This window comes from Ruminobacter sp. RM87, assembly GCF_000701925.1.
GTDB lineage: Bacteria > Pseudomonadota > Gammaproteobacteria > Enterobacterales > Succinivibrionaceae > Ruminobacter > Ruminobacter amylophilus.
The window spans coordinates 92,764-114,749 of record NZ_JNKD01000003.1 but is presented as its reverse complement, the minus strand read 5'-3'; the positions used below and the strand labels follow the sequence as shown (position 1 = coordinate 114,749).

17 protein-coding genes and 1 pseudogene are annotated in these 21,986 nt (G+C 43.9%); 14 read left to right on the top strand and 4 right to left on the bottom strand.

The window, feature by feature from the left end; genetic code table 11:
• Positions 1–302 (top strand): hypothetical protein (locus T489_RS15100; RefSeq protein ID WP_031578367.1); only part of this gene is annotated, 302 nt, incomplete at its 5' end.
• Between the two features lie 65 nt (positions 303–367).
• Here the strand turns inward: T489_RS15100 and T489_RS14000 are convergent.
• Positions 368–2,239: a peptidoglycan DD-metalloendopeptidase family protein gene (locus T489_RS14000; RefSeq protein ID WP_051621708.1), complete on the bottom strand. Its 1,872-nt coding sequence runs from the start codon at positions 2,237–2,239 to the stop codon at positions 368–370.
• A gap of 722 nt (positions 2,240–2,961) precedes the next feature.
• Here T489_RS14000 and leuA point away from each other — a divergent pair.
• From leuA to T489_RS0101940, 6 genes are all read left to right on the top strand, one after another.
• Positions 2,962–4,506 carry a 2-isopropylmalate synthase gene (leuA, locus tag T489_RS0101965; RefSeq protein ID WP_031578366.1) on the top strand — a complete coding sequence of 515 codons (1,545 nt, stop codon included), beginning with the start codon at positions 2,962–2,964 and terminating at the stop codon, positions 4,504–4,506.
• Positions 4,507–4,778: 272 nt separating this feature from the next.
• Positions 4,779–5,879, top strand: a complete 1,101-nt coding sequence (gene leuB / locus T489_RS0101960; RefSeq protein WP_031578365.1) for a 3-isopropylmalate dehydrogenase — start codon at positions 4,779–4,781, stop codon at positions 5,877–5,879.
• 2 nt (positions 5,880–5,881) lie between these two features.
• Positions 5,882–7,279 (top strand): 3-isopropylmalate dehydratase large subunit, encoded by a 1,398-nt coding sequence (leuC, locus tag T489_RS0101955; RefSeq protein ID WP_031578364.1) that lies wholly within the window; start codon positions 5,882–5,884, stop codon positions 7,277–7,279.
• Between the two features lie 12 nt (positions 7,280–7,291).
• Positions 7,292–7,891, top strand: a complete 600-nt coding sequence (gene leuD / locus T489_RS0101950) for a 3-isopropylmalate dehydratase small subunit (protein ID WP_031578363.1) — start codon at positions 7,292–7,294, stop codon at positions 7,889–7,891.
• Positions 7,892–8,257: 366 nt separating this feature from the next.
• Positions 8,258–8,533: a PilZ domain-containing protein gene (locus T489_RS0101945; protein ID WP_031578361.1), complete on the top strand. Its 276-nt coding sequence runs from the start codon at positions 8,258–8,260 to the stop codon at positions 8,531–8,533.
• Positions 8,534–8,725: 192 nt separating this feature from the next.
• Positions 8,726–10,516: an ABC transporter ATP-binding protein/permease gene (locus T489_RS0101940; RefSeq protein ID WP_031578360.1), complete on the top strand. Its 1,791-nt coding sequence runs from the start codon at positions 8,726–8,728 to the stop codon at positions 10,514–10,516.
• Between the two features lie 114 nt (positions 10,517–10,630).
• Here T489_RS0101940 and T489_RS0101935 read toward each other — a convergent pair whose 3' ends face one another.
• On the bottom strand, positions 10,631–11,440 hold the full coding sequence (locus tag T489_RS0101935) for a Cof-type HAD-IIB family hydrolase (protein ID WP_031578359.1): 810 nt from the start codon (positions 11,438–11,440) through the stop codon (positions 10,631–10,633).
• Between the two features lie 665 nt (positions 11,441–12,105).
• Between T489_RS0101935 and T489_RS0101930 the strand changes: the two genes are divergently transcribed.
• Entirely contained in the window at positions 12,106–12,660 is a 555-nt protein-coding gene (locus T489_RS0101930; RefSeq protein ID WP_031578358.1) for a hypothetical protein, read from the top strand.
• Between the two features lie 640 nt (positions 12,661–13,300).
• Here T489_RS0101930 and T489_RS0101925 read toward each other — a convergent pair.
• A pseudogene (locus T489_RS0101925) lies at positions 13,301–13,627 on the bottom strand (HU family DNA-binding protein); the annotation flags it as partial.
• Between the two features lie 395 nt (positions 13,628–14,022).
• On the opposite strand from T489_RS0101925, the gene purH reads away from it, so the two are divergent.
• From purH to T489_RS0101900, 5 genes are all read left to right on the top strand, one after another.
• Complete coding sequence (gene purH, locus T489_RS0101920; RefSeq protein ID WP_031578356.1) at positions 14,023–15,615, top strand: bifunctional phosphoribosylaminoimidazolecarboxamide formyltransferase/IMP cyclohydrolase; 1,593 nt, start codon at positions 14,023–14,025, stop codon at positions 15,613–15,615.
• A 64-nt stretch (positions 15,616–15,679) separates the two neighbouring features.
• Positions 15,680–16,969: a phosphoribosylamine--glycine ligase gene (gene purD / locus T489_RS0101915; protein WP_031578355.1), complete on the top strand. Its 1,290-nt coding sequence runs from the start codon at positions 15,680–15,682 to the stop codon at positions 16,967–16,969.
• A 143-nt stretch (positions 16,970–17,112) separates the two neighbouring features.
• Positions 17,113–17,892 carry a sulfite exporter TauE/SafE family protein gene (locus T489_RS0101910; protein ID WP_031578354.1) on the top strand — a complete coding sequence of 260 codons (780 nt, stop codon included), beginning with the start codon at positions 17,113–17,115 and terminating at the stop codon, positions 17,890–17,892.
• A gap of 153 nt (positions 17,893–18,045) precedes the next feature.
• Positions 18,046–18,273 (top strand): hypothetical protein, encoded by a 228-nt coding sequence (locus T489_RS0101905; protein WP_031578353.1) that lies wholly within the window; start codon positions 18,046–18,048, stop codon positions 18,271–18,273.
• Complete coding sequence (locus T489_RS0101900) at positions 18,254–18,568, top strand: YbjQ family protein (RefSeq protein WP_031578352.1); 315 nt, start codon at positions 18,254–18,256, stop codon at positions 18,566–18,568. The genes T489_RS0101905 and T489_RS0101900 overlap by 20 nt, the downstream gene beginning before the upstream one ends.
• Positions 18,569–18,681: 113 nt before the next feature.
• On the opposite strand, the gene T489_RS0101895 is transcribed toward T489_RS0101900, so the two are convergent.
• Positions 18,682–19,272 (bottom strand): YjaG family protein, encoded by a 591-nt coding sequence (locus tag T489_RS0101895; RefSeq protein WP_051621707.1) that lies wholly within the window; start codon positions 19,270–19,272, stop codon positions 18,682–18,684.
• A gap of 814 nt (positions 19,273–20,086) precedes the next feature.
• Here T489_RS0101895 and T489_RS0101890 point away from each other — a divergent pair.
• Positions 20,087–21,904: a DEAD/DEAH box helicase gene (locus T489_RS0101890; protein ID WP_232218268.1), complete on the top strand. Its 1,818-nt coding sequence runs from the start codon at positions 20,087–20,089 to the stop codon at positions 21,902–21,904.
• The last annotated feature ends 82 nt before the right edge of the window (positions 21,905–21,986 follow it).

The window sequence follows — 21,986 nt, the reverse complement described above, 5'->3', positions numbered from 1 at the left end:
AGGTTTTGAACGGAGGTGAACGCCTCTACGCAACAGGTTCAACATATAAGGGAAAAATATTCATTCACCTTCTGGCTCAGACATTGAGGATGATGATGTGCGTCACCGCTGCAGGACATAAAGCCGAGGGAAAAGTACTCCCTGGAGAATCATTGGAAAAGGCAATGATACAGCTTAAAAAGCTTCAGGCTACCAAAGCCCCGGGAATAGGTTCTTACATAACAAAAGAGATCCCTAAAAAAACCAGAGATCTCTTCGACTTATTTGGCATACCTTACCCTAAGAAGCACATCAAAAATTAGAAACTATGATCTGCGGAGTTAGGGGTTCATATAACAGCGGCGATTTAAAAATGGTTTTCGGCAGATTAGTTGATTCCGAGTTTGCGTTTGTACTCGGCTATCTGAGCCTTGAGTCTCTTTTCGGTTGCTGAATCACCGCCGTAACCTGAATTTGGCAGACTTACCTTCAGCGCGTTAACAGGTACTCCCTTGATACGGACTTCATAGTGAAGGTGCGGACCGGTTGATGCACCGGTGTTGCCGCTCAGGGCAATACGATCATTGGCTTTTACCTTCTGACCAGGTTTAACAAGAATCCTGCTCAGATGCATGTAAACTGTTGAGTAGTCACCCCTGTGCTGAATTACGATGTAGTTACCGGCAGCTCTCTGGAAGGTGGCCTTGGTCACTATACCGTCCGCAGGTGCAAAGATAGGTGTACCTACCTTTACGCCGAAGTCGGTACCGTTGTGCGGTCTGACTTTACCGGTAATAGGATGACGTCTGTTCGGATTGAAGTTACTGGTGACGCGGATTGGACCGGCGACAGGGTAACGGTTGAATTTGGTACTCTTTCTTGCATGAATACCCTTGTCATCATAGTAGGAATTGTTGGAGGTATCCCTGAAGGCGTTCATACGGCCGTTCTTCTGGGACTTGATGGTGACTGCATTGATTTTTGAGTTAGGTTTGCTTGAGGCAAAGAGAACTCTGATTTCATCACCGGGACGCAGGTGTTTAGGCTGCATTCGACCTCTGTACAGCTCGGTTATCTTGATGGCTTCTGCTTTGGTCAGACCTGCTCTCTGTGCCGCCTGCACGAAGGTATCGCCCTTGTTGATGGTGAAGGTTACGAGTTCCTTGCGTCTGTTAAGAAGGTCTCTTCTTGCTTTTTCTTCGGCAAGTCTCTTTTCTTCAGCCTTTCTTTTTGCTTCGGCTTCAGCCTTCTGTCTGGCAAGTTCCTGAGCCTTCTTTTCAGCTTCCTTATCCTGTTTGTCCTTTTCAGCTGCGGCTGTCTGCTGATCCTTCGGCTGTTCAGTCTTTGTCTGCTGAGTTTCATTTTTTCCATGGTCACCGGATTCTTCGGTCTTAGGCTGAACTGCTATTTCGGTGGTGGACTTGATTTCATCGTCGTTCTGACTGTTGAGATGTGAATCAATCGGTTCGAGAACCACGGTAAAATCAAGGGAGTCTGGTGACTGTCTTGAAAAACGCAACTGATTCTGTCGATCATAAGGTTTTACCAGCTGCAGAATCTGCATCTTGTCGTTAAAGAGAAAGTACAGCTTGTCTTTCGGCTTGATTGATCTTATGTTGCTTCCGTACTGCGGTACCTGTTCGATAGCTTTAAGCACTGCGAACGGCTGGTTCAAGCTCATGAAGATATTGTTGATGTTATCGCCGGGAACAACAGTCTGGGTAAACCATTCGTTGTCGCCTGATTTTTCATTTTCATCTTCATCATAAAGATCGCTGAACGGGATAGGATCACTGTCCAGTGTTTCCGTAGCATTAACGTCTTCTTCCGAGAAAATGTTTCTGGACATTCCGTTGTGAATGTCCGGATGGCGTCCGGTTGATTCCCAAGAATATTCATTACGGTTTGAGATTTCTTCCGGGGTAGGCAGGAATATGGCGGTGATCAGGGAAATAACGACAAGCGACCATATTGCATACATATGGTGACGTGGGATTTTATTGTTGTCGGCAGGTTCGGTATCGGAGAAAAAATCGCTGTTGCTGCTTATCTGCGCCCATAAGGATTTGGCAGATGAAATGTTCCTGTCACGTGCGGCGCTGCCGTTCTTACTGACGGTATCTGTATTATTTGCATTGTTTCTGGCGTTACCAGCTCCTTTTTTACCTGTATCATCGGGAGCATGGCCTTTACCGCCCTGAGCCGGACGTCTGGCTTTCTGTAACTTCTGATTACCGTTATCAGAGTGCGCTTTACTCATGTTTAATCCCAGTCATAAGTATTTTGGAAATGTTACCGTTATAATCTTATTTTTAATATTATCCATACCACCGGTTTATAACGACCGTAAAAGCAACCTGCGTAAAGCGTCGTCGGCAGATTCGGTCAGCAGGCTCCGGAAAAAGTCATAGATCTAATCACTTATAACATAATTAGAGCCTATTTACATTAATAATTTAGTGCTTAAAGGTATGTGCGGTGCTATTTTCTACAACTTCTTTTTAATGTGTAAACACAGTGTTATCGATTTTTTTTAATCATGTTATAAATATACCGCCAGCTCGTCTCAACAGTAAAATTCCAGGAGTCAAATAAAACGGTTGGATCGTATTATTTCGACATATTGTTTATGAATTGTTTCACAGGTCGTATTTATTTTTTGATGCAGGTCTATTAATTTATTACGACTGCTGAATATTTGAGCATGTTTAACCGTGAATAATTTATGCGCTTTTCATTGTTTTGACATATGTGATATACAACATTAAAATTACACTTAATAATATGAAATCGTGACAAAACCCGAAGTCTTTCATGACTGATGAATGAATTTCCTGCAGAGAAACCGGCGGAAATTATCGGAAAAGGCGTGAGGAAATTCAGTAGGGGTAAGGCTTTGGTACTACGGTGCCGCGGTGAGTTCACAGTGCTGTTTTTATGTGGGTCGGCAGTAACTGACCTGAAATGTGAGATGAAATCAATATGTCGGATCAAGTAATAATTTTTGATACCACCCTGCGTGACGGGGAGCAGGCTCTGTCAGCAAGTCTTTCCTTCAAGGAAAAGATGCGTATAGCTAAAGCCCTGGAACAGTTGGGAGTTGATGTTATGGAAGTCGGTTTCCCGATTTCTTCACGCGGTGATTTTGAATCCGTTCAGATGATTGCGCGTGAGATCAGAAACAGTACCGTCTGCGGTCTTGCCAGAGCCATGGAAAAGGACATCGATGCCGCCTATGAAGCTCTGAGCGTAAGCGACAACTACCGAATTCACTGCTTTATCGCCACTTCCGATGTGCATGTAAAGGATAAGCTGCGCAAGGACTTTGATTCTGTTGTTGACATGGCGGTGAAAGCCATAAGATATGCAAGAAACAGAGCTCCTGACGTCGAATTTTCCTGTGAAGATGCCGGCAGAACTCCTATTGATCATCTCTGTCGCATTGTTGAAGCTGCCATTGATGCCGGGGCCAGTACCATCAATATCCCTGATACCGTCGGCTACACTCTTCCTTTTGAATTCGGCGGTATCATTGAACAGCTTTTTGACCGCGTGCCTAACATTGACAAGGCCAGAATCAGCGTTCACTGTCATAACGATCTGGGAATGGCTACTGCCAACTCCATAAGTGCCGTGGCAAAGGGAGCCCGCCAGATTGAATGTACCGTTAACGGTATCGGTGAAAGAGCAGGCAACTGTTCGATGGAAGAAGTTGTGATGGCCATTAAGACCCGTAACAGAATTCTTGATCTGCACACCGGTATCAACTGTACCGAGATCACCAGAACGTCACAGCTTGTAAGTCAGCTGTGCAATATGCCGATAGCTCCGAACAAGGCTATTGTGGGAGCCAATGCCTTTTCTCACAGCTCAGGTATTCATCAGGACGGGGTTCTCAAAAACAGGGATACCTATGAAATCATTACTCCTGAAAGCGTGGGATTGAAGGAAAACACCATGAATCTTACAGCAAGATCGGGACGTCACATCATTGCTCACAGACTGGAAGCTCTCGGATATCCTGAAGGAAGTTATGATCTCGACAATGTCTACAAGCGTTTCAAGGATCTTGCAGACGTCAAGGGACAGGTTTTTGATTACGATCTTGAAGCTCTGCTGTTTTTCAGCAATCTGCGTGAAGAACCTGAAAGATACCAGATGGAATATCTTTCAGTACTGAGCGGCGGAGCAAATGTCATGCCGACTGCCAGTATCAAGATGAGCGCCGGAGAGGAACATCTGACTGAAGCAGCCGTAGGTAACGGTCCTGTGGATGCTCTTTACAAGGCTATCTACAAGCTTACCGGTTATGATATTGAACTTAAGACATACGAAATTAAGGCCAAGGGACAGGGCATTGATGCTCTGGGGCAGGTTTCAATCATTGTGGAATGCAAGGGAAAGGTATTCCACGGCATGGGACTGGCTACAGATATCATTCAGGCATCCGCTCTTGCCATGATTCACGTATGCAATTCGATTTACCAGTCTGATTTGATTGAAGAAAAGAAGCACAGTGCGAAATAACTACGGTTTTGACAGACGTCAGTAACCATGGACAGGAGAATAACCGTTGATTCCGGCGTATGGTACGCCGGAATCGGAAGGTGTGAATCATGGATACAGGCAAACCATTAAACAATAAAAAGCGACTGAATCAGGCTTTTGTGATATAGTTTACATAATAATTTTTGTCAGTAAGACTTCGGAGCAGCTGAAGTCTTATTTTTATGTTTTTTTAGTATATTGGGTCTACAGTATTAAAGGGTGCAGTGTCATTGTGCCATGGAGATTTTGAGATGTCTGATAATTTACGTATAGCGGTTTTACCCGGCGATGGTATTGGTCCTGAAGTAATGGAACAGGCCGTTAAGGTGTTAAAGGCTACAGCTGAAAAGTTCAATCTTTCATTTGAATTCAGAGAATGTTTTGTAGGCGGCAAGGCTATTGATGAATGCGGCTGTCCTCTTCCTGAAGAAACCTTGAAAACCTGCGAGGAATCCGATGCCATTCTTTTCGGTTCAGTAGGCGGTCCTAAGTGGGATCATCTTCCTCCTGATCAGCGCCCTGAAAGAGGTGCTCTTTTACCGCTTCGCAAACATTTCAAACTTTTCTGTAATTTAAGACCGGCTCAGATTCATCAGGGACTGAACACTCTTTCTCCGTTAAGAGAAGACATTTCCGCCAAGGGTTTTGACATGGTTTGTGTAAGAGAACTTACCGGCGGTATCTATTTCGGTCAGCCGAAGGGCAGAGAAGGTCAGGGTGCTGAAGAAAAGGCATACGACACTGAAATCTATCATCGTTTTGAAATCGAAAGAATTGCCAAGATTGCTTTCGAATCAGCCCGTTTACGCAGAAACAAGGTAACTTCAGTAGACAAGTCAAACGTTCTTCAGAGTTCAATCCTCTGGAGAGAAGTGGTTTCTGAAGTTCACAAGTCATATCCTGACGTTGAACTCAACCACATCTACATCGACAACGCAACCATGCAGCTGGTAAAGGATCCTTCACAGTTCGACATTCTCCTCTGCAATAACATGTTCGGTGACATTCTTTCTGACGAATGTGCAATGATCACCGGTTCAATGGGTATGCTCCCAAGTGCAAGTCTGAATGAGGACGGTTTCGGTCTTTATGAACCTGCCGGCGGTTCAGCTCCGGATATTGCCGGTAAGAATATCGCCAATCCTGTGGCTCAGATTTTATCTGCAGCATTGATGCTCCGCTACAGCTTCAAGCTCGAAGATGCCGCAAAGGCAATTGAAAATGCCGTATCTGCAGTACTTGCCGAAGGCTACCTCACCGGAGACCTCATGGCCAGCGGTGCCAGCAAGCACGAAGTGCAGAGCACCAGTGCAATGGGTGATTTAATTGCTAAGAAAATTAAGGAATTATAAAAATGGGTAAGACTTTATACGAAAAGCTCTATGACGCTCATATCGTGTCTGAGAATGAGGGTGAAACCCCGATTCTCTATATCGACCGCCATTTACTTCATGAAGTAACCAGCCCACAGGCATTTGCAGGTCTTGAATTCAATCACCGCCAGGTTCGCAGACCAAACAGAACCTGGGCTACCATGGACCACAACGTATCAACTTTATCAAGCAGTATTGATGCATGCGGTGAACTCGGCCGTATCCAGATGCAGACTCTTATCGACAACTGCAATAAGTTCGGTGTGCCTCTGTATGCTCTCGGTCATAAGTGGCAGGGTATCGTTCACGTAATCGGCCCTCAGATCGGTGTAACCATTCCGGGCGTAACCCTGGTATGCGGTGACTCTCACACTGCAACCCATGGCGCTTTCGGTGCTCTGGCTTTCGGTATCGGTACTTCAGAAGTTGAACACGTACTGGCTACCCAGACCGTTAAGCAGGCCCGTCTTAAGAACATGAAGATTGAAGTTAACGGTGTTCTCGGCAAGGATCTTTCCGCCAAGGACATCATTCTGGCAATCTGTGCCAAGTTAGGTACTGCGGGCGGTACCGGCTATGCAGTTGAATTCTGCGGTGAAGCCATCAGAAATCTTACCATGGAAGGCCGTATGACTCTGTCAAACATGGCTATCGAAATGGGGGCCAAGGTTGGTCTTATCGCTCCTGATGAAACGACCTTCAATTACGTTAAGGGCAGACCGTTTGCTCCTAAGGATGACGTATGGGATGAGGCTGTTGCCTACTGGAAGACTCTCAAGTCTGACGATGATGCGGTATTCGATGCAGTAGTTACTCTTAATGCATCAGAACTCAAGCCAATGGTTACCTGGGGTACCAACCCTGGTCAGGGGATGAGCATCGACGGACTTATTCCTGCACCTGAAGATTTTGACAACGAAATTGAAAAGCTTTCATGTGAAAAGGCTCTTGCCTACATGGACCTCAAGCCTCATACCAGAATTACCGACGTTGCCATCGACAAGGTGTTCATCGGTTCATGCACCAACGGCCGTCTTGAAGACCTTCAGGCTGCGGCTGCCGTAATCAAGGGCAGAAAGGTTGCTCCTAACGTGCAGGCTATTGTGGTTCCCGGCTCTCAGGAAGTTAAGGATGTTGCTGAAAAGCTCGGCCTTGACAAGATATTCCTGGATGCAGGTTTCGAATGGCGTCTCCCTGGCTGTTCAATGTGTCTTGCCATGAACAGCGATAAGGTTCCAAGCGGTGAACGCTGTGCCTCAACCTCAAACCGTAATTTTGAGGGAAGACAGGGCAGAGGTTCAAGAACTCATCTGGTTAGCCCGGCTATGGCTGCAGCTGCTGCCATTGCAGGTCATCTTGTAGACGTAAGAAATTTTTAGGAGATCGGATTTATGCAAAAGTTTGTTTGTCATGAAGGCCTGGCAGTACCTCTTGATGCTGCAAATGTTGATACTGACCAGATTATTCCTAAGCAGTTTCTTCAGGCTGTATCCAGACAGGGTTTCGGTAAGCACCTGTTTAACGACTGGCGTTATTTAGATGAAGCAGGTACCATTCCTAACCCTGATTTCATTCTGAACTACCCAAGATATGCCGGCGCAAGTATTCTTGTTGCCCGTGAGAATTTCGGTAACGGTTCAAGCCGTGAACACGCCCCGTGGGCTCTTGCCGATTATGGTTTCAAGGCTATTATCGCCTCAAGCTTCGCCGATATTTTCTACAACAACTCACTGAACAACGGTCTGCTGCTGGTTAAGCTTGCTCCGGAAGAAGTTGATGCCCTGCACAAGGAAATCAATGCTCATGAAGGACAGAAGATAACAGTGGATCTGGAAAATATGCAGGTTAAGTGCAATGACCTTACCTTCTCTTTTACTCTGGACAGCTTCAGACGTTACTGTCTGCTGAACGGACTGGATAATATCGGTCTCACTTTACAGCATGAAGATCAGATTGCGTCATATGAGTCCAAGTTAAAGTCCTGGATTTAATTTTTCAGAGGGAACGCTCCGTACTCAGAACGTGAGATACGGAATTAGACAGATCAAGAGACGGAGAAAGTTTTTTCTCCGTCTTTTATTTATGTTTTCTTATGCTGTTTTTATAATGACCGTAAAAAATATTACCATCATGGTTTAAGAAATAAACATGTGAGATACATCAATATAGGCTGAGGCAAAGTCATTTATTTTTGTGAGGGAGCCTTAATTTAATAAGATTTATTTTATTTTTTAGCTATATATGTTGTATAAAAATAAGATGAGATGAACTTTGCTTAATTTTTTTTGTTTTGCAGGTTTTTTCTCATATATAATATTTATAATATTTTTAAACATTCATTAGCATTTAGGTTCGAAATGTCAGGTAACAAGGAAAGAAGAACATTCATCAGAGTTGAACTTCCGATTGAGTGCCGGGTTATATTGAAAGGCAGTGTGTATGATGCCAAGTGTCTTGATCTGAGCGCCACAGGTATGTCTCTGCTGCTGAAAAACGGTTCGCTGGCTGTCGGTGATTCAATTCAGGTAATATCTGATGACGCCGATGATATGCCTCATATTGATGCTCAGGCAAAGGTGGTGCGTGTTATAGATCCGCGTTCGTGCAAATACGGCATTAAGTTCGAGGAGTAATCGGATTAAGAAAGCCTGCAGGCAAAGAAACGGAACTGCGCGTAGTACAGATATATAATTTCCTCATTTTAAAATGAAATCATCAGATGATTTTATTTTAAAGTGAGGATTTTTATTTGTGTTGTTTAAAGTGTCCGGTTGTGATAAAAGTATTACGGTGATATTACTGATTTTAGAGAATTGAGGTTTATTATGAAACCAGCTAAAGGAGAAAGGAAGATTCCTGTCTTCAGTATTTTTGGGGCAAGAAATCATGACGGAAACAACCCTGACAAACACGAAAGTCTCAAATTAAGGGAGACGGTCGGGGCTTTCTTTAAAATAGCCATGCCATACTGGAGATCAAAGGAAAGTTTTGCGGGAAGACTTCAGTTTATTGGAATTCTGCTGTTTACTTCCGGTACGATTTTTCTGGCAAAGCAGTTCAATGACTGGTACAAGGAATTCTGGGACAATGTCCAGAACTACAATATGGACGGTTTTTACGGCGGTCTGTATCTGTTCCTATTTCTTGCCACACTTCATGTCTGCAACGAAGTTTACAAGTCGTACGTGATTTCCGCTCTCAGTATCCGCTGGAGAAGATGGCTCACTACGCATTATACAGAGCGTTATCTCAATGAAAGCACTTATTACAGACTCCAGCTTACTGATCAGAAGACCGATAACCCTGATCAGCGTATAGCCGAGGATCTGAGCAGTTTCGTTACCCTGACCATAGGTATTGTGGTCAGAATGATAACTTCCACCGCAATGCTGGTAACATTCTCCATTATACTGTGGGGATTGTCTTCAAGAGTTGAAAATGTGACCGTGGGGGATTTTACCTTCTCACTTCCTGACGGATATCTTTTCTATCTGGCACTGATTTATGCCGTATGCGGTACCGTGATAACATTTATTATCGGTAAGCCTCTGGCTCTGCTCCATTTCAGACAGCAGCGTTTTGAAGCTGACTACCGTTATTCCCTGATAAGACTTCGTGAAAATGCCGAAGCAGTGGCTCTGTATAAAGGTGAAAATGAGGAAAGTACCAGACTTAACAGCTACTTCGGTGACGTTGTTAAGAACTATATCTATCTTATTAACAGAACCAAGTCTCTGGAATTCTTTACCTTCGGCTGTGATCAGCTGGCGGTAATATTCCCGATACTTGTGGCTTCTCCTCTGTATTTTGCCAAAATCATTACCATCGGCAGTCTGATGCAGATAAATTCAGCTTTCAGCAGGGTTTACAGTTCTCTTTCCGTAATCATGTCTCTGTTCCCGGAACTAGCCACCTGGAAAGCAGTAATAGACCGTCTGGCACTCTTTGAAAAGAGCATGAAAAAATCTCTGCAGCTGTCAAAGCCTGATGTGAGATATGAGGCTGAGTCAGTTCGAATTGACAATCTGTCAATAACCAAGCCGAACGGTACAGCTCTCATCAGCAATCTGAATCTTCAGCTTAAGAACGGTGATCGTCTGCTGATAAAGGGACCTAGCGGCGTCGGTAAGTCAACTCTTTTAAGAGCCGTTGCGGGAATCTGGCCTTATTCATCAGGAAGCGTGACCCTGCCGGAATCCAAAAAGGTCCTGTTTTTAAGTCAGAAGCCGTATATGCCTATGGGAACACTGGCTCAGACCATCTGCTATCCTTCAGCAGAATTTTCTGATGAGAAGTATCTGGCTTCCCTGCTTGAGAAGGTCGGACTTGAACATCTTGTTCCTCATCTGAATACGGAAGATCAGTGGGGGCTGGTGCTGAGTCTCGGGGAACAGCAGCGAATCGCTTTCCTCAGAGCCATTATCAACAGACCTGACGTGATTTTCATGGATGAGGTAACCAGTGCCATGGATGAACCGAATGAATCAAAGCTCTATGCTATGCTTAAGGATGAGCTGAAGGATTCAATTATGATAAGTGTCGGTCATCGAAGCACTCTGGAAAATATGCATAACAGAATTCTGGACTTTACGGATAAGAATCCGTCATTGAAGTGATGCAGGATTTTTAAAATACCGCAGTCATATGTGCCCCGTTATTGATCTGCAGATTGATAACGGGGTTTTGATTATGAAGTTTATCTATGGGGAAATATAAGACGGTTAAGGTTATCAGTACTGATCTCTGATAATCTGCTCCAGAACCTTGGAGAGTCCGTCATTGAGATTGGTATCGGTTATCAGATTGGCGACTTTTTTGACTTCTGGAACAGCGTTGGCCATGGCTACGCCGAGTCCTGCGTATTCAATCATGCTGATGTCATTCTGTTCGTCTCCGAAGGATACTGTTTCTTCCTGCGGAATGCCGATTGTTTCACACAGCAGTTTCAGACCGTTGCCTTTGCTGGCCTGTTTGTTGAGAACCTCGAGAAAACAGAAAGCGCTTCTGGTTACGGTGTAGTCTTCACGGTATTCGTCAACCTTGTCCTGAATGCCCTCAACTTCTTCGGCTGAGCCGCAGAACATGAATTTCTGGAACAGTTCGTCGTCGGGAATGGTGGCGAAATCTATCATGGTGCAGCCGATTTTGTTTAAGGTCATCTCCACGTCAGTCCATTCGTTTGGTTTTGCGGCCAGAAGTCCTCTGGTTGTGGAGAAAGCGTGGTAATTGATATTCAGTTCTTCCGCCTTTCTGGCCATTCTTCTGACTTCAGCTCCGGTAATGCAGCAGGAACATATTCGTCTCAAAGGATTGAGCTCATAGACCTCGGCGCCGTTAAAACTGATGGCATACTGCCCCTGATGAAGAATATCCAGCTGTTTGGCAAAATGTATTATGCCGTCAATAGGTCTGCCGGTGGCAATAACGAAATGCATTCCTTTGCTCATGGCTTTTTTTATGGAGCTGATATTGGCAGGGGAAATGTTTCTGTCGGTATCAAGCAGGGTTCCGTCAAGGTCGGTTGCAATCAGTTTATACATAATAAATTCCAGAAGGTTAAAAATACGGGATTATTTTAAACCAAATGGAGAAAAAATTGGAGGCTTCTGGCATGATAGTGAAAAATCATGCCAGAAGCCTCAAACATTAAAATAATATTGGACGAACCACAGCTCGCAAAGAAAAGATGTATCTGCATGCAGTATAAGTCTGCAAAAAAGTGAATCAGAATAATTTTATGAGAACAAAATCTAATTTTATGTTATTTTTATTTCACATTATTAAACATTGTTGTATTATATAAATAACATTTTCCCTGATTGATATTTTTACAACAAATATTTATGAGAATTTCGGCAGAATAAAAATACATTATGTTAATTTAATTAACTTTATGCATATATCTGTAATGTCATTTTGAATTAACTGTGACTGTGTAATACCTCTAAAGTTAAAGCTTATCAGGACAGAATATTAACTAATGCACAGAAATGAAATTTTGAAAAATAGAAATTATATATGGATTTTTGGTCGGATGTAATCTTCGTTCTTATTTCCATATCAGAAGATATTAATTCAGGAACTGAATGTAATTACGTTACAGATAAAGAGAATATCTTTAACCGTAATGATTAAAGTACTGTTGTTCTTTTACGGACAACACAGATATGTATTTACATAATTATGTTACCTAAGGAAGATTCCCATGCTGTTAAACCTAGGATCCAAATATGCTGAATGTGTCAGTCTGATTGATGCCATTTCACAATATTCTGAAAGCGAGATACTGCAGGCCTTTTCAAAAATAGAGCTGTATATGTCTGCTGTGAAAAAATATGAAGCAGAAAACAATGTTCACGAATTAACCGTTCTTAAAAGTGAATTTGACAAAACCATCAAACTTATTTCAGAAGAAACATCAAATAATCTTAAATTGATTGAGGAAAACGAAATCAAGCTAGATAAAAGCAGCGGCAACTTACAGATGTACTATTTTTGTGAAATTTACCCACTTCAGATAAATATTGCCTATGATTCAATTCATCAGGCAGTTCTGATGAGAGAATCGTTAAGACTCCAAAAAATGATTGATCACCTAAACAACTGCGACAATAATCAGGAATATGAAAGGATTTCTTCAGAAATTGATTTGCTGGAATCAGAAGCGGCTTCTTGTAAGTTACAGGGAAAACTGAATGAACTTAGGTATAAAACCGACAGTTTCCAGACAAGAGATTCTGTACCATTTTTCTTACGATAATTTGAGTTTACCATAAACATGATCTTCGGCTAATGGTCTGCTCTTAACAGGTGGTAAGGCAAGACTGCTCTTTGACGAAATTCCCTTACCGCCTTTAAACCGGACGTCTCTATCAGTTGACTTTATAATTATCATGCCTCGAATGATTTTTTCAGGCAGATTTGTTTACTGCGATTAAACTCATTAACAGTCCATTCCGAACTTTTGTAATTTACAGTATTTAAGTTTTACAGGTTACCATGAAAGGATGACAGGCTTAGTCAGCTGGTTATCCTTTTTTATTATCCGCCTGAGCGGATTATATTTGTGTTCTGCACGGCAGCCGTATCATCCGTTCAATGTTATCGAACTGTCCTGCCTGCTTTAAGCCGGTCAAGAGCTCATATATCTGAAACAGACTTCTTCACAGAACACATCCATAAAGCAGATAAGTAAGTGGAAATAATGAAGTGGAATTTAACCTCAAATTAAACCAGCTATAATTTTTTTCTTTCCCCACTATCATACCCGAAGAGCCAAAAATTGAAATACGGAAAAAGCATCGAACGCGGTGGAGCTTTTCCTGTATGGCTGAAAAACAAAAAGACAGGTTAAGAACCTGCCTTTTGGAATCAGTAATCTCATTCAGAAGGTCACAGAATTACTTCTTTGCCTTCTTGGTCTTCTTCTTTGCGGATTCAGCCACGGTATCCTTCAAGTTCTTGCCTGCAACGAATGCTGGAACTCTGGTTGCCGGAATTTCAATAACTTCCTTGGTTGCTGGGTTGCGACCGGTTCTTGCAGGACGATCCTTAACCTTGAAAGTACCAAAACCGATGAGACTTACGCTGTTACCTTCCTTGAGTTCATTGGTAATGATGTCAATGATTGCTTCAACTACGTCATGAGCTTCACTCTTCTTAAGTTCAGCTTTTTCCTGAATTGCACTTACTAATTCTGATTTATTCATAAATGAACCTTCATTAAGTCCTAAATAATATTGTACTTATAACCTGTGAGCGGGTGATGCCGTATTTATAATTAAATATTGAGCTTAAAAAAAATAGGCATTCCAATTCATATTAGTGTTGAAATGTTGATATACAAGAGTTATCAACATTCGACGCTATAGTTAGAGTATATAGCAATCACTGATGATTTGAACAAAATCTTTTTAAAAGTGTTGAAAAATTTATAAAAATCAAGGCATGTGTCAAAAAATAAAGGCTGTTTTACTTGAAATCAAGGTGATGTCGGAGCTTAAAAAGATAGAAATTTTATGTAATTTTGGTTAAAATTCACATGGTTTTTTGTTTTGTCTACCAGACAGTAATGTTTTATCCGAATCGTTATGGTTTGTGGTTTTTGATATAGAGGTATTGAATGGATATTATTCGTCCTATAAGAAGAGCTCTTATCAGTGTTTCTGATAAGACTGGTATTGTGGATTTTGCCAGAGAACTTGAAGCCCGCGGTGTTGAAATCTTATCAACCGGCGGTACAGCCAAGCTTCTTGCCGAAGCCGGTCTTAAGGTAACCGAAGTAAGTGATTACACCGGTTTCCCTGAAATGATGAGCGGTCGTGTAAAGACTCTTCATCCAAAGGTTCACGGCGGTATTTTAGGTCGTCGCGGCATTGACGATGAAGTTATGGCAAAGCATGACATCAAGCCTATTGATCTTGTTGCCGTTAACCTCTATCCGTTCGCTGCCACCGTTGCATCTCCTGACTGCACTCTCGAAAAGGCTATCGAAAACATCGATATCGGCGGTCCTACCATGGTAAGAAGTGCCGCCAAGAACTTCAAGGATGTTGCCATTGTCGTTAATGCAAAGGATTACTCAAGAGTAATCGCTGAAATGGACAGCAACGGTAATTCTCTTACCTACGAAACCAGATTTGACCTGTCAATCGCTGCATTTGAACACACCGCAGCCTACGACGGCATGATTGCCAACTACTTCGGAACCAAGGTTCCTGATTACGGTATTCCTGAAGAATCAGATCCTGAATCAAAGTTCCCTCGCACCTTCAATACCCAGTTCATCAAGAAGCAGGACATGCGCTATGGTGAAAACGGTCACCAGAAGGCTGCATTCTACGTTGAAGCAGGCAACAAGAACGCCAGCATTTCAACCGCAAAGCAGATTCAGGGCAAGGCTCTTTCATACAACAACATCGCTGATACCGATGCCGCTCTCGAATGCGTTAAGGAATTCAGTGATCCTGCATGTGTAATCGTTAAGCATGCAAATCCTTGCGGTGTTGCTTTAGGCAAGGATATCACCGAAGCCTACGACAAGGCATTCAAGACTGATCCTACCTCTGCATTCGGCGGTATCATCGCTTTCAACCGCGAACTTGATGCGGTAACCGCAAAGAGCATTATCGACAGACAGTTCTGTGAAGTGATCATCGCTCCTAGCGTAACCGAAGAAGCCAAGGCAGCGGTTTCCGCCAAGAAGAACATCCGTCTTCTCGAATGCGGTTACTGGACCAAGAGAGAAGCTTATCTCGACTTCAAGCGTGTTACCGGCGGTTTACTCGTTCAGGATGCTGACGTAATCAATCTCAATCCTGAAGATCTCAAGGTTGTAACCAAGCTTCAGCCTACCAAGGAACAGCTTGAAGAATTACTCTTCGCATGGAAGGTTGTTAAGTTCACCAAGTCAAACGCTATTGTTTACACCAAGGATAAGATGACCATCGGTGTAGGTGCAGGTCAGATGAGCCGCGTATTCTCAGCTGAAATCGCAATTAAGAAGGCTAACGAAATCGGTCTCGACATCAAGGGCACCGCTTTGGCGTCTGACGCATTCTTCCCGTTCAGAGACGGTATTGACGCAGCTGCGGCAGCAGGTGTTACCTGCATTATTCAGCCAGGCGGATCAGTTCGTGACCAGGAATGTATCGATGCTGCAAACGAACACGGTATCGTAATGGTATTCACCGGAATCCGTCACTTCCGTCACTAATAGTTTTTTGTTCTGAAGAAGTACTGGAAACAGTACTTCTTTTTAATTATTTAATGGATTTTTTATGAAAGTTTTAGTAATCGGTAACGGCGGTCGTGAACATGCTCTCGCATGGAAAGCTGCCCAGTCTCCTCTTGCCGAAGTTGTATATGTTGCTCCAGGCAATCCTGGCACCGCTCTTGAACCAAAGCTTCAGAATGTTAATATCAGCGTAAGTGATATAGACGGTTTACTGGCTTTTGCCAAGAAGGAAGCTTTTGATCTGACCATCGTCGGCCCTGAAGCTCCGCTGGTAGCAGGCGTGGTTGATGCATTCAGAGCAGCCGGCCTCAAGATTTTCGGACCTACCAAGGCTGCGGCACAGCTTGAAGGTTCAAAGTCATTCACCAAGGACTTCCTCTTAAGACATAACATTCCTACTGCTCACTACGCAGTGTTTACCGAAGTTGACAAGGCTCTGGCTTACATTGATGAAAAGGGTGCGCCTATCGTAATCAAGGCTGACGGTCTTGCAGCAGGTAAGGGCGTTATCGTGGCAATGAACGTTGAAGACGCCAAGGCTGCCGTAAAGGACATGCTCGCAGACAACGCTTTCGGTGATGCCGGTTCAAAGGTTGTAATCGAAGAATTCCTGTCAGGTGAAGAAGCTTCATTCATTGTTATGGTTGACGGTGACAACGTTGTTCCTATGGCAACCAGCCAGGATCACAAGCGTGTAGGTGACGGTGACACAGGTCCTAACACCGGCGGCATGGGGGCATATTCTCCTGCTCCGGTTGTAACCGCTGACGTATATGAAAAGGTAATGAGCCAGATTATCTATCCTACCGTACAGGGCATGAAGGCTGAAGGCAACACCTATACCGGATTCCTGTATGCAGGTCTGATGATTGATGCTGCCGGTAATCCTAAGGTTATCGAATACAACTGCCGTTTCGGTGACCCTGAAACTCAGCCAATCATGCTGAGAATGGACAGCGATCTCGTTGATCTCTGCTATAAGGCTACTGAAGGCAGGCTCAAGGGTGAAACCGCCAGATACAATACCAAGGCGGCGGTAGGTGTTGTTCTTGCCGCAGAGAATTATCCTGCTTCTCCTAAGAAGGGCGATGTTATTTCCGGTCTTGATTCAGAATTTGAATCTGAAGTTAAGGTATTCCATGCCGGTACGGCTCTTAAGGACGGTAATATCGTTACAAACGGCGGCCGCGTGCTTTGTGTGACCGCATTGGGTAATACAGTTCTCGAAGCAAAACAGAAGGCCTACAGGGCAATTAAGAATATCAGCTGGAACGGCATGTTCCATCGTAATGATATTGCTGACAGGGCGATTGCAAGAGAACAGAGCAAATAGTGTAAGCTCATAAATGCTGCCTCCGCATGGCAGTATTCGGGCTTCTACTGTTTCTATGAAGTGTTTTAAGAAGAGCAGATACGTGTATCTGCTCTTTCTTATCGATTATTATTCCACAGAATATCAGTTTTCAGGATTAGGACGTGAATCAGGTTGTTGAACAGCTGCTACTATTTTTAGGCGGCTTTGTGGCTAACGTTCTGGCATCACTTTCAGGTGGCGGTGCCGGATTCGTGCAGCTCCCTCTTCTTATTTTTATGGGGCTCCCGTTCTCACTCGCCCTCGGTACCCATAAGGTTGCCGTGGTGGCACTCGGCCTCGGTTCTTTGGCCAAAAACCATCAGGTGAACAATCTGAACGGAAAGGCCGTACTCATATTTTTACTGTTGGGATGTCCTGCTGTTGTTCTCGGATCGGTTTTTGTTGTGGAGCTAAAGGACTGGATTGCGGAATTCAGTCTTGGTCTGATAACAATCGCATCTGTTATTTATTCCGCAACCAAAAAACAGTTTGGGCTGGAAAACAGGGAAAATACTCTGACTCGCAGGGATTACGTAAGGGCTGCGTTTTTTACCGTGTTGGTCGGGATTCTCAGCGGTTCATTTTCCAGCGGAGCCGGTCTTATGGCAATTATGGTAATGGTAATGTGTTATCGTATGGATATAAAAAAGGCCATTCATCATTCAATGATACTGGTGGCATTTATATGGAATCTGACGGGAGCCGTTGCCATGGGAACCATGGCAAGTATTCACTGGGAATGGGTTCCGATGCTTGTTTTAGGTGCTTTCCTGGGCGGTTTTACGGGAACATTCCTGATAAAGTATCTGGATGCCGCCAAAATAAAGATCCTGTTCCAGTTCATTATGCTTTCAAGCGGTATCCTGCTTCTGTATAAGGCAGGGGTTCATTTTACAGGCTGATGGTATAAAGCCTTTTTTATTTGTCCTTCCGGCTGTTCCCGGAACTTAACCTGCAGATGAATGTCTTATAATAAGTGTGATGAAATCAGAATCACATGCTTAACAGATATTAATCGTAGCCTGTCAGGATGTTTTAAACGGAGAGAAGATCTGATGAACATTCATAAAAGGAAAATGATTGCTCCGGTCGTCATAACAGCTGTCGGAGTTGTGTATTTCTTTTTCTATTTCGTATGTCTGATTACGACAACAGACAGCATGATCTGCCGCATCCTGATGGGAATAATTCCGCTTTCACTGATTGTCGTCATGCTGGCTGTCTGTATGCAGAGAATCAGGGAAATCAATGAAGGAGAAGAAGATGATCTTGGTAAATACTGATTATGTTTCCGGAAAGGAACTCTTGACTCTCGGACTGGTTAAGGGGAGTGTCGTTTGGTCAAAGCACCTGGGTAAGGACATACTGCAGGCTTTTAAAACACTGGTTGGCGGCGAACTCGGTTCTTATACCGAAATGATGAATGAGGCAAGAGCAATGGCTACCAAGCGCATGGTCTCTGAGGCACAGGCAATGGGTGCTGATGCCGTTGTGAATGTCCGCTATGCATCTTCCGAGGTTATGCAGGGAGCAGCTGAAGTGGTGGCTTACGGTACTGCGGTAAAGTTTAAAAACTGATTTTTTCCGATAATCATTTAAGACTTCAGTAAACCGAAAAACAGAAAGGGAAGCATTCGATGCTTCCCTTTAGTTTTCTTTTTCGGACTGATGAATATCAGCTCGCCAGGTTATCAGTCTATGCAGATGCCGATATTTGAGCATCCGAGTTCTTCGCATTCCTTCCTGAGAGCATTGGTAAACTCAGGGGAGCGGGTTGCTTTTGAAATGCGGTCAAGCAGGTTGATCTGGTAGTCCATTTCCTCCACGATTAGCTGCTTGTCATAAAGTTCTTCATCTTCGTAGACGGCGTCTTCGGTAAACTCGAGATATTTGGCCACGGTACAGATGGAAGCGCTGCTTGCGTGTTCGGCCTCTTCACCGAAATGGTTTACGATGGCATTTATGGACTGGGACAGGGAAATGCAGGCGTCAAGAGCCGGATATGCTCCGTACGGACTGTCATCGTCGATGTCCGGAATATGTTTTTCAAGTGTTTCCAGAAGGTTTTCCAGATTGATGTGATTTTCCTTGTCGGTATGAAATTCCCACATGGTGTTGAGAATGTTCAGAAAATCCTTTTTGGCCTCATGATCTTCGGTCACTTCAGCAAAAAGCAGAAAATTTGGAGACTGTCTGTGGGCTAAAGTCAGGGCGAACAGAGACTGCTGCCATGGTTTTAACTCGTTAAGCATTTTATAAAACTTTTCACCGAAAATAGCCATATGTACATCCTTCAAACGCTACGATTGATATATTTTATCAAAAAGCGCCACCGTTGTTAAAAGACTTTGGATGTTTTTGTCTCTGCTGTTCTTAAATTACTCATAAGATTGATTAAGTATATTAAAAGTTTGACAATGTTCACAAAAAATGTATACTTTACAGAATTCTGTTTTATAACAGTGCGGGGCTTATACAGATAAGCGGAAACCTCAATTTTTCTATATTTACGAGTCTTTGACTAAGTCGGGTTTTACTTTTAGAAAATACGAGGTTAAGGGTGTTTTTTACAAGTAAGAACAGTTGGCTTTTCATCTGATGATGTCGTGAATTTTGTTCCCGGAATACCTCAGGTTTTTTTTGGGGCTTTATTCATGTCTGACATCTGTTTAAATTCATCGGTCGGTATGGAATCGTGCTGATTTGCGGAGACTGATGCTGTTTTGAAACCATGTGTTGATTATACAGTTGCGTTCATTTTTTCGGGAATCTGCCTTAGCCGGTGGTTTCCCGGGGAATCATGGCGTAGGTGAATATGTTGTTTTTGGGGGAAACCGGAATTTTTATCCGGTGCGGATTGCGGGAAAACACTGCCGGCTCTTTTAAGCCTGTTTCTTAAGATTTACTATGAGGTACATAATGACTGACAATATTGCTACACAGTCTGAAGAAATTAAAGACATCAATCAGGATATGGCTGCGGAAAATGCCGAATCACTGACTGAATCAGCTGAGGTTGAAGTCGAAGAAAATGGTTTTGATCATTTTGGCTTAAGAGAAGAAGTCTTAAAATCAATTAAAAAGCTTGGCTTTGAAATGCCTTCTCCTATACAGGAAAAGTCTATTCAGCCACTGCTTGAAGGCCGTGACGTTCTCGGTCAGGCTCAGACCGGAACCGGTAAGACCGCGGCTTTTGCCTTACCGCTGCTTTCCAGAATCAATGTTGAAACCAGAGACACACAGGTGCTGATTATCGCACCTACCAGAGAGCTTGCGCTTCAGGTTGCCGAAGCCTGCCAGAGCTTTGCCAAGTATCTGCAGAAGTTCAGCGTGCTTCCAATCTACGGCGGTGCTTCGTATGACGTGCAGCTCAAGGCTTTAAAGCGCGGTGCCCAGCTTGTTGTGGGTACTCCAGGCCGTGTAATGGATCTCATCAAGCGCGGTGCCCTGGTGCTCGATAAGTTAAAGGCGCTGGTTCTTGATGAAGCAGATGAAATGCTGCAGATGGGCTTTATTGAGGATGTTGAATGGATTATTCAGAAGTGTCCTGAAAACAGACAGATTGCTCTTTATTCCGCAACCATGCCTGAAATGATTAAAAAGGTTGCCAGACAGTATCTGAGGGATCCTGTTGAAATCAAGATTGCTTCAAAAACCACCACCGCAACCACAGTACGTCAGAGATACTGGCTGGTATCAGGTCTGCACAAGATTGATGCTCTTACCCGTCTCCTTGAAGTAGAGCCTTATGATGCTCTCCTTATTTTTACCAGAACCAAGACCGCTGCTGAAGAACTTGCCAACAAGCTGGCGGCCAGAGGTCATGCCTGTGAGGCTCTGCACGGCGACATTCCGCAGAAGATTCGTGAAAAGACCGTGGAAAGACTCAAGAACGGCATTCTGGATGTGCTGATTGCCACCGACGTGGCTGCAAGAGGTCTTGACGTGGATCGTATAACCCATGTGGTTAACTACGATATTCCGTATGATCCTGAATCATACGTGCATCGTATCGGCAGAACAGGTCGTGCAGGCAGAACTGGTGATGCCATTCTGTTCGTGTCTCCTAAGGAAAGAAGAATGCTTCGTCTTATCGAGCATACAACCAAGCAGCCGATTGAACCGATGACCATTCCTACCACTCAGGATATCAACAGACACCGCGTAATGGCCTTCAAGAACAGAATGCTTAAGAGCCTGGAAGCTGACGATCTTGAGCCGTATCAGCAGTTAATCAATGAAGTTCTGGTGGATGACGCCATAGATCCTATCGATTTGTGTGCGGCGCTTGCCAAACTGGTTCAGGGCAACGAACCTCTGTTCCTTGAAGAAAAGCCTGAACCTAAGCAGAAGATGCTGGATGACGACAGGTCATTCAGAAAGGAATCTCCGAGAGAACGTTTTGTAAGAAACAACAGTGTTGATTTCGATTATGAAACCGGGGCTGAAAGAGCGGAACATACCGGCGAGCCAAGACCTAAGAAGCGTCCGTCAGCCATTCCTCAGCCTCTGAAGGACTTCCCTGACATTAAGATGGTTCGTTACCGCGTGGCCGTAGGCTACCGTGACGGTGTAAAGGCCGGTCAGATCGTGGGTGCCATTGCCAACGAAGGTGAAATTGACAGCCAGTATATCGGCTGCATTGATATCTTCGATACCTTTGCTACAGTCGATTTACCTGAAGGCATGCCGAAGGAAACAATGGAAATCCTTAAGAAGAGCCGTGTCTGCGGTCGTGCACTGGAAATCAGACACTATTACAGTGATGATGAGAACAGCAATGATCGCCGCAAGGACAGAGCAAGAGCCGCCGACCACAATCGCGCCAAGAAGATTGTTGACAAGAAGCCTGCCAAAAAGTCAGCAGCAAAACCTTCCAAGAAGGGGGTAAGAGCTGCTCCATTCAAGTTCTAATCAAGGACAGTACCTGAAATCTTGAGATGATTTCAGGTCTGTTTTCTGAAAAATCAAAGCCTGTTCCCGTATCCGGAAACAG

What these genes read in the sequence shown, in the direction of transcription:
- T489_RS14000 (WP_051621708.1), bottom strand. Translation starts at nt 2,239, where the DNA reads ATGAGTAAAGCGCACTCTGATAACGGTAATCAGAAGTTACAGAAAGCC.
- leuA (WP_031578366.1), top strand. Translation starts at nt 2,962, where the DNA reads ATGTCGGATCAAGTAATAATTTTTGATACCACCCTGCGTGACGGGGAG.
- leuB (WP_031578365.1), top strand. Translation starts at nt 4,779, where the DNA reads ATGTCTGATAATTTACGTATAGCGGTTTTACCCGGCGATGGTATTGGT.
- leuC (WP_031578364.1), top strand. Translation starts at nt 5,882, where the DNA reads ATGGGTAAGACTTTATACGAAAAGCTCTATGACGCTCATATCGTGTCT.
- leuD (WP_031578363.1), top strand. Translation starts at nt 7,292, where the DNA reads ATGCAAAAGTTTGTTTGTCATGAAGGCCTGGCAGTACCTCTTGATGCT.
- T489_RS0101945 (WP_031578361.1), top strand. Translation starts at nt 8,258, where the DNA reads ATGTCAGGTAACAAGGAAAGAAGAACATTCATCAGAGTTGAACTTCCG.
- T489_RS0101940 (WP_031578360.1), top strand. Translation starts at nt 8,726, where the DNA reads ATGAAACCAGCTAAAGGAGAAAGGAAGATTCCTGTCTTCAGTATTTTT.
- T489_RS0101935 (WP_031578359.1), bottom strand. Translation starts at nt 11,440, where the DNA reads ATGTATAAACTGATTGCAACCGACCTTGACGGAACCCTGCTTGATACC.
- T489_RS0101930 (WP_031578358.1), top strand. Translation starts at nt 12,106, where the DNA reads ATGCTGTTAAACCTAGGATCCAAATATGCTGAATGTGTCAGTCTGATT.
- purH (WP_031578356.1), top strand. Translation starts at nt 14,023, where the DNA reads ATGGATATTATTCGTCCTATAAGAAGAGCTCTTATCAGTGTTTCTGAT.
- purD (WP_031578355.1), top strand. Translation starts at nt 15,680, where the DNA reads ATGAAAGTTTTAGTAATCGGTAACGGCGGTCGTGAACATGCTCTCGCA.
- T489_RS0101905 (WP_031578353.1), top strand. Translation starts at nt 18,046, where the DNA reads ATGAACATTCATAAAAGGAAAATGATTGCTCCGGTCGTCATAACAGCT.
- T489_RS0101900 (WP_031578352.1), top strand. Translation starts at nt 18,254, where the DNA reads ATGATCTTGGTAAATACTGATTATGTTTCCGGAAAGGAACTCTTGACT.
- T489_RS0101895 (WP_051621707.1), bottom strand. Translation starts at nt 19,272, where the DNA reads ATGGCTATTTTCGGTGAAAAGTTTTATAAAATGCTTAACGAGTTAAAA.
- T489_RS0101890 (WP_232218268.1), top strand. Translation starts at nt 20,087, where the DNA reads ATGCCTTCTCCTATACAGGAAAAGTCTATTCAGCCACTGCTTGAAGGC.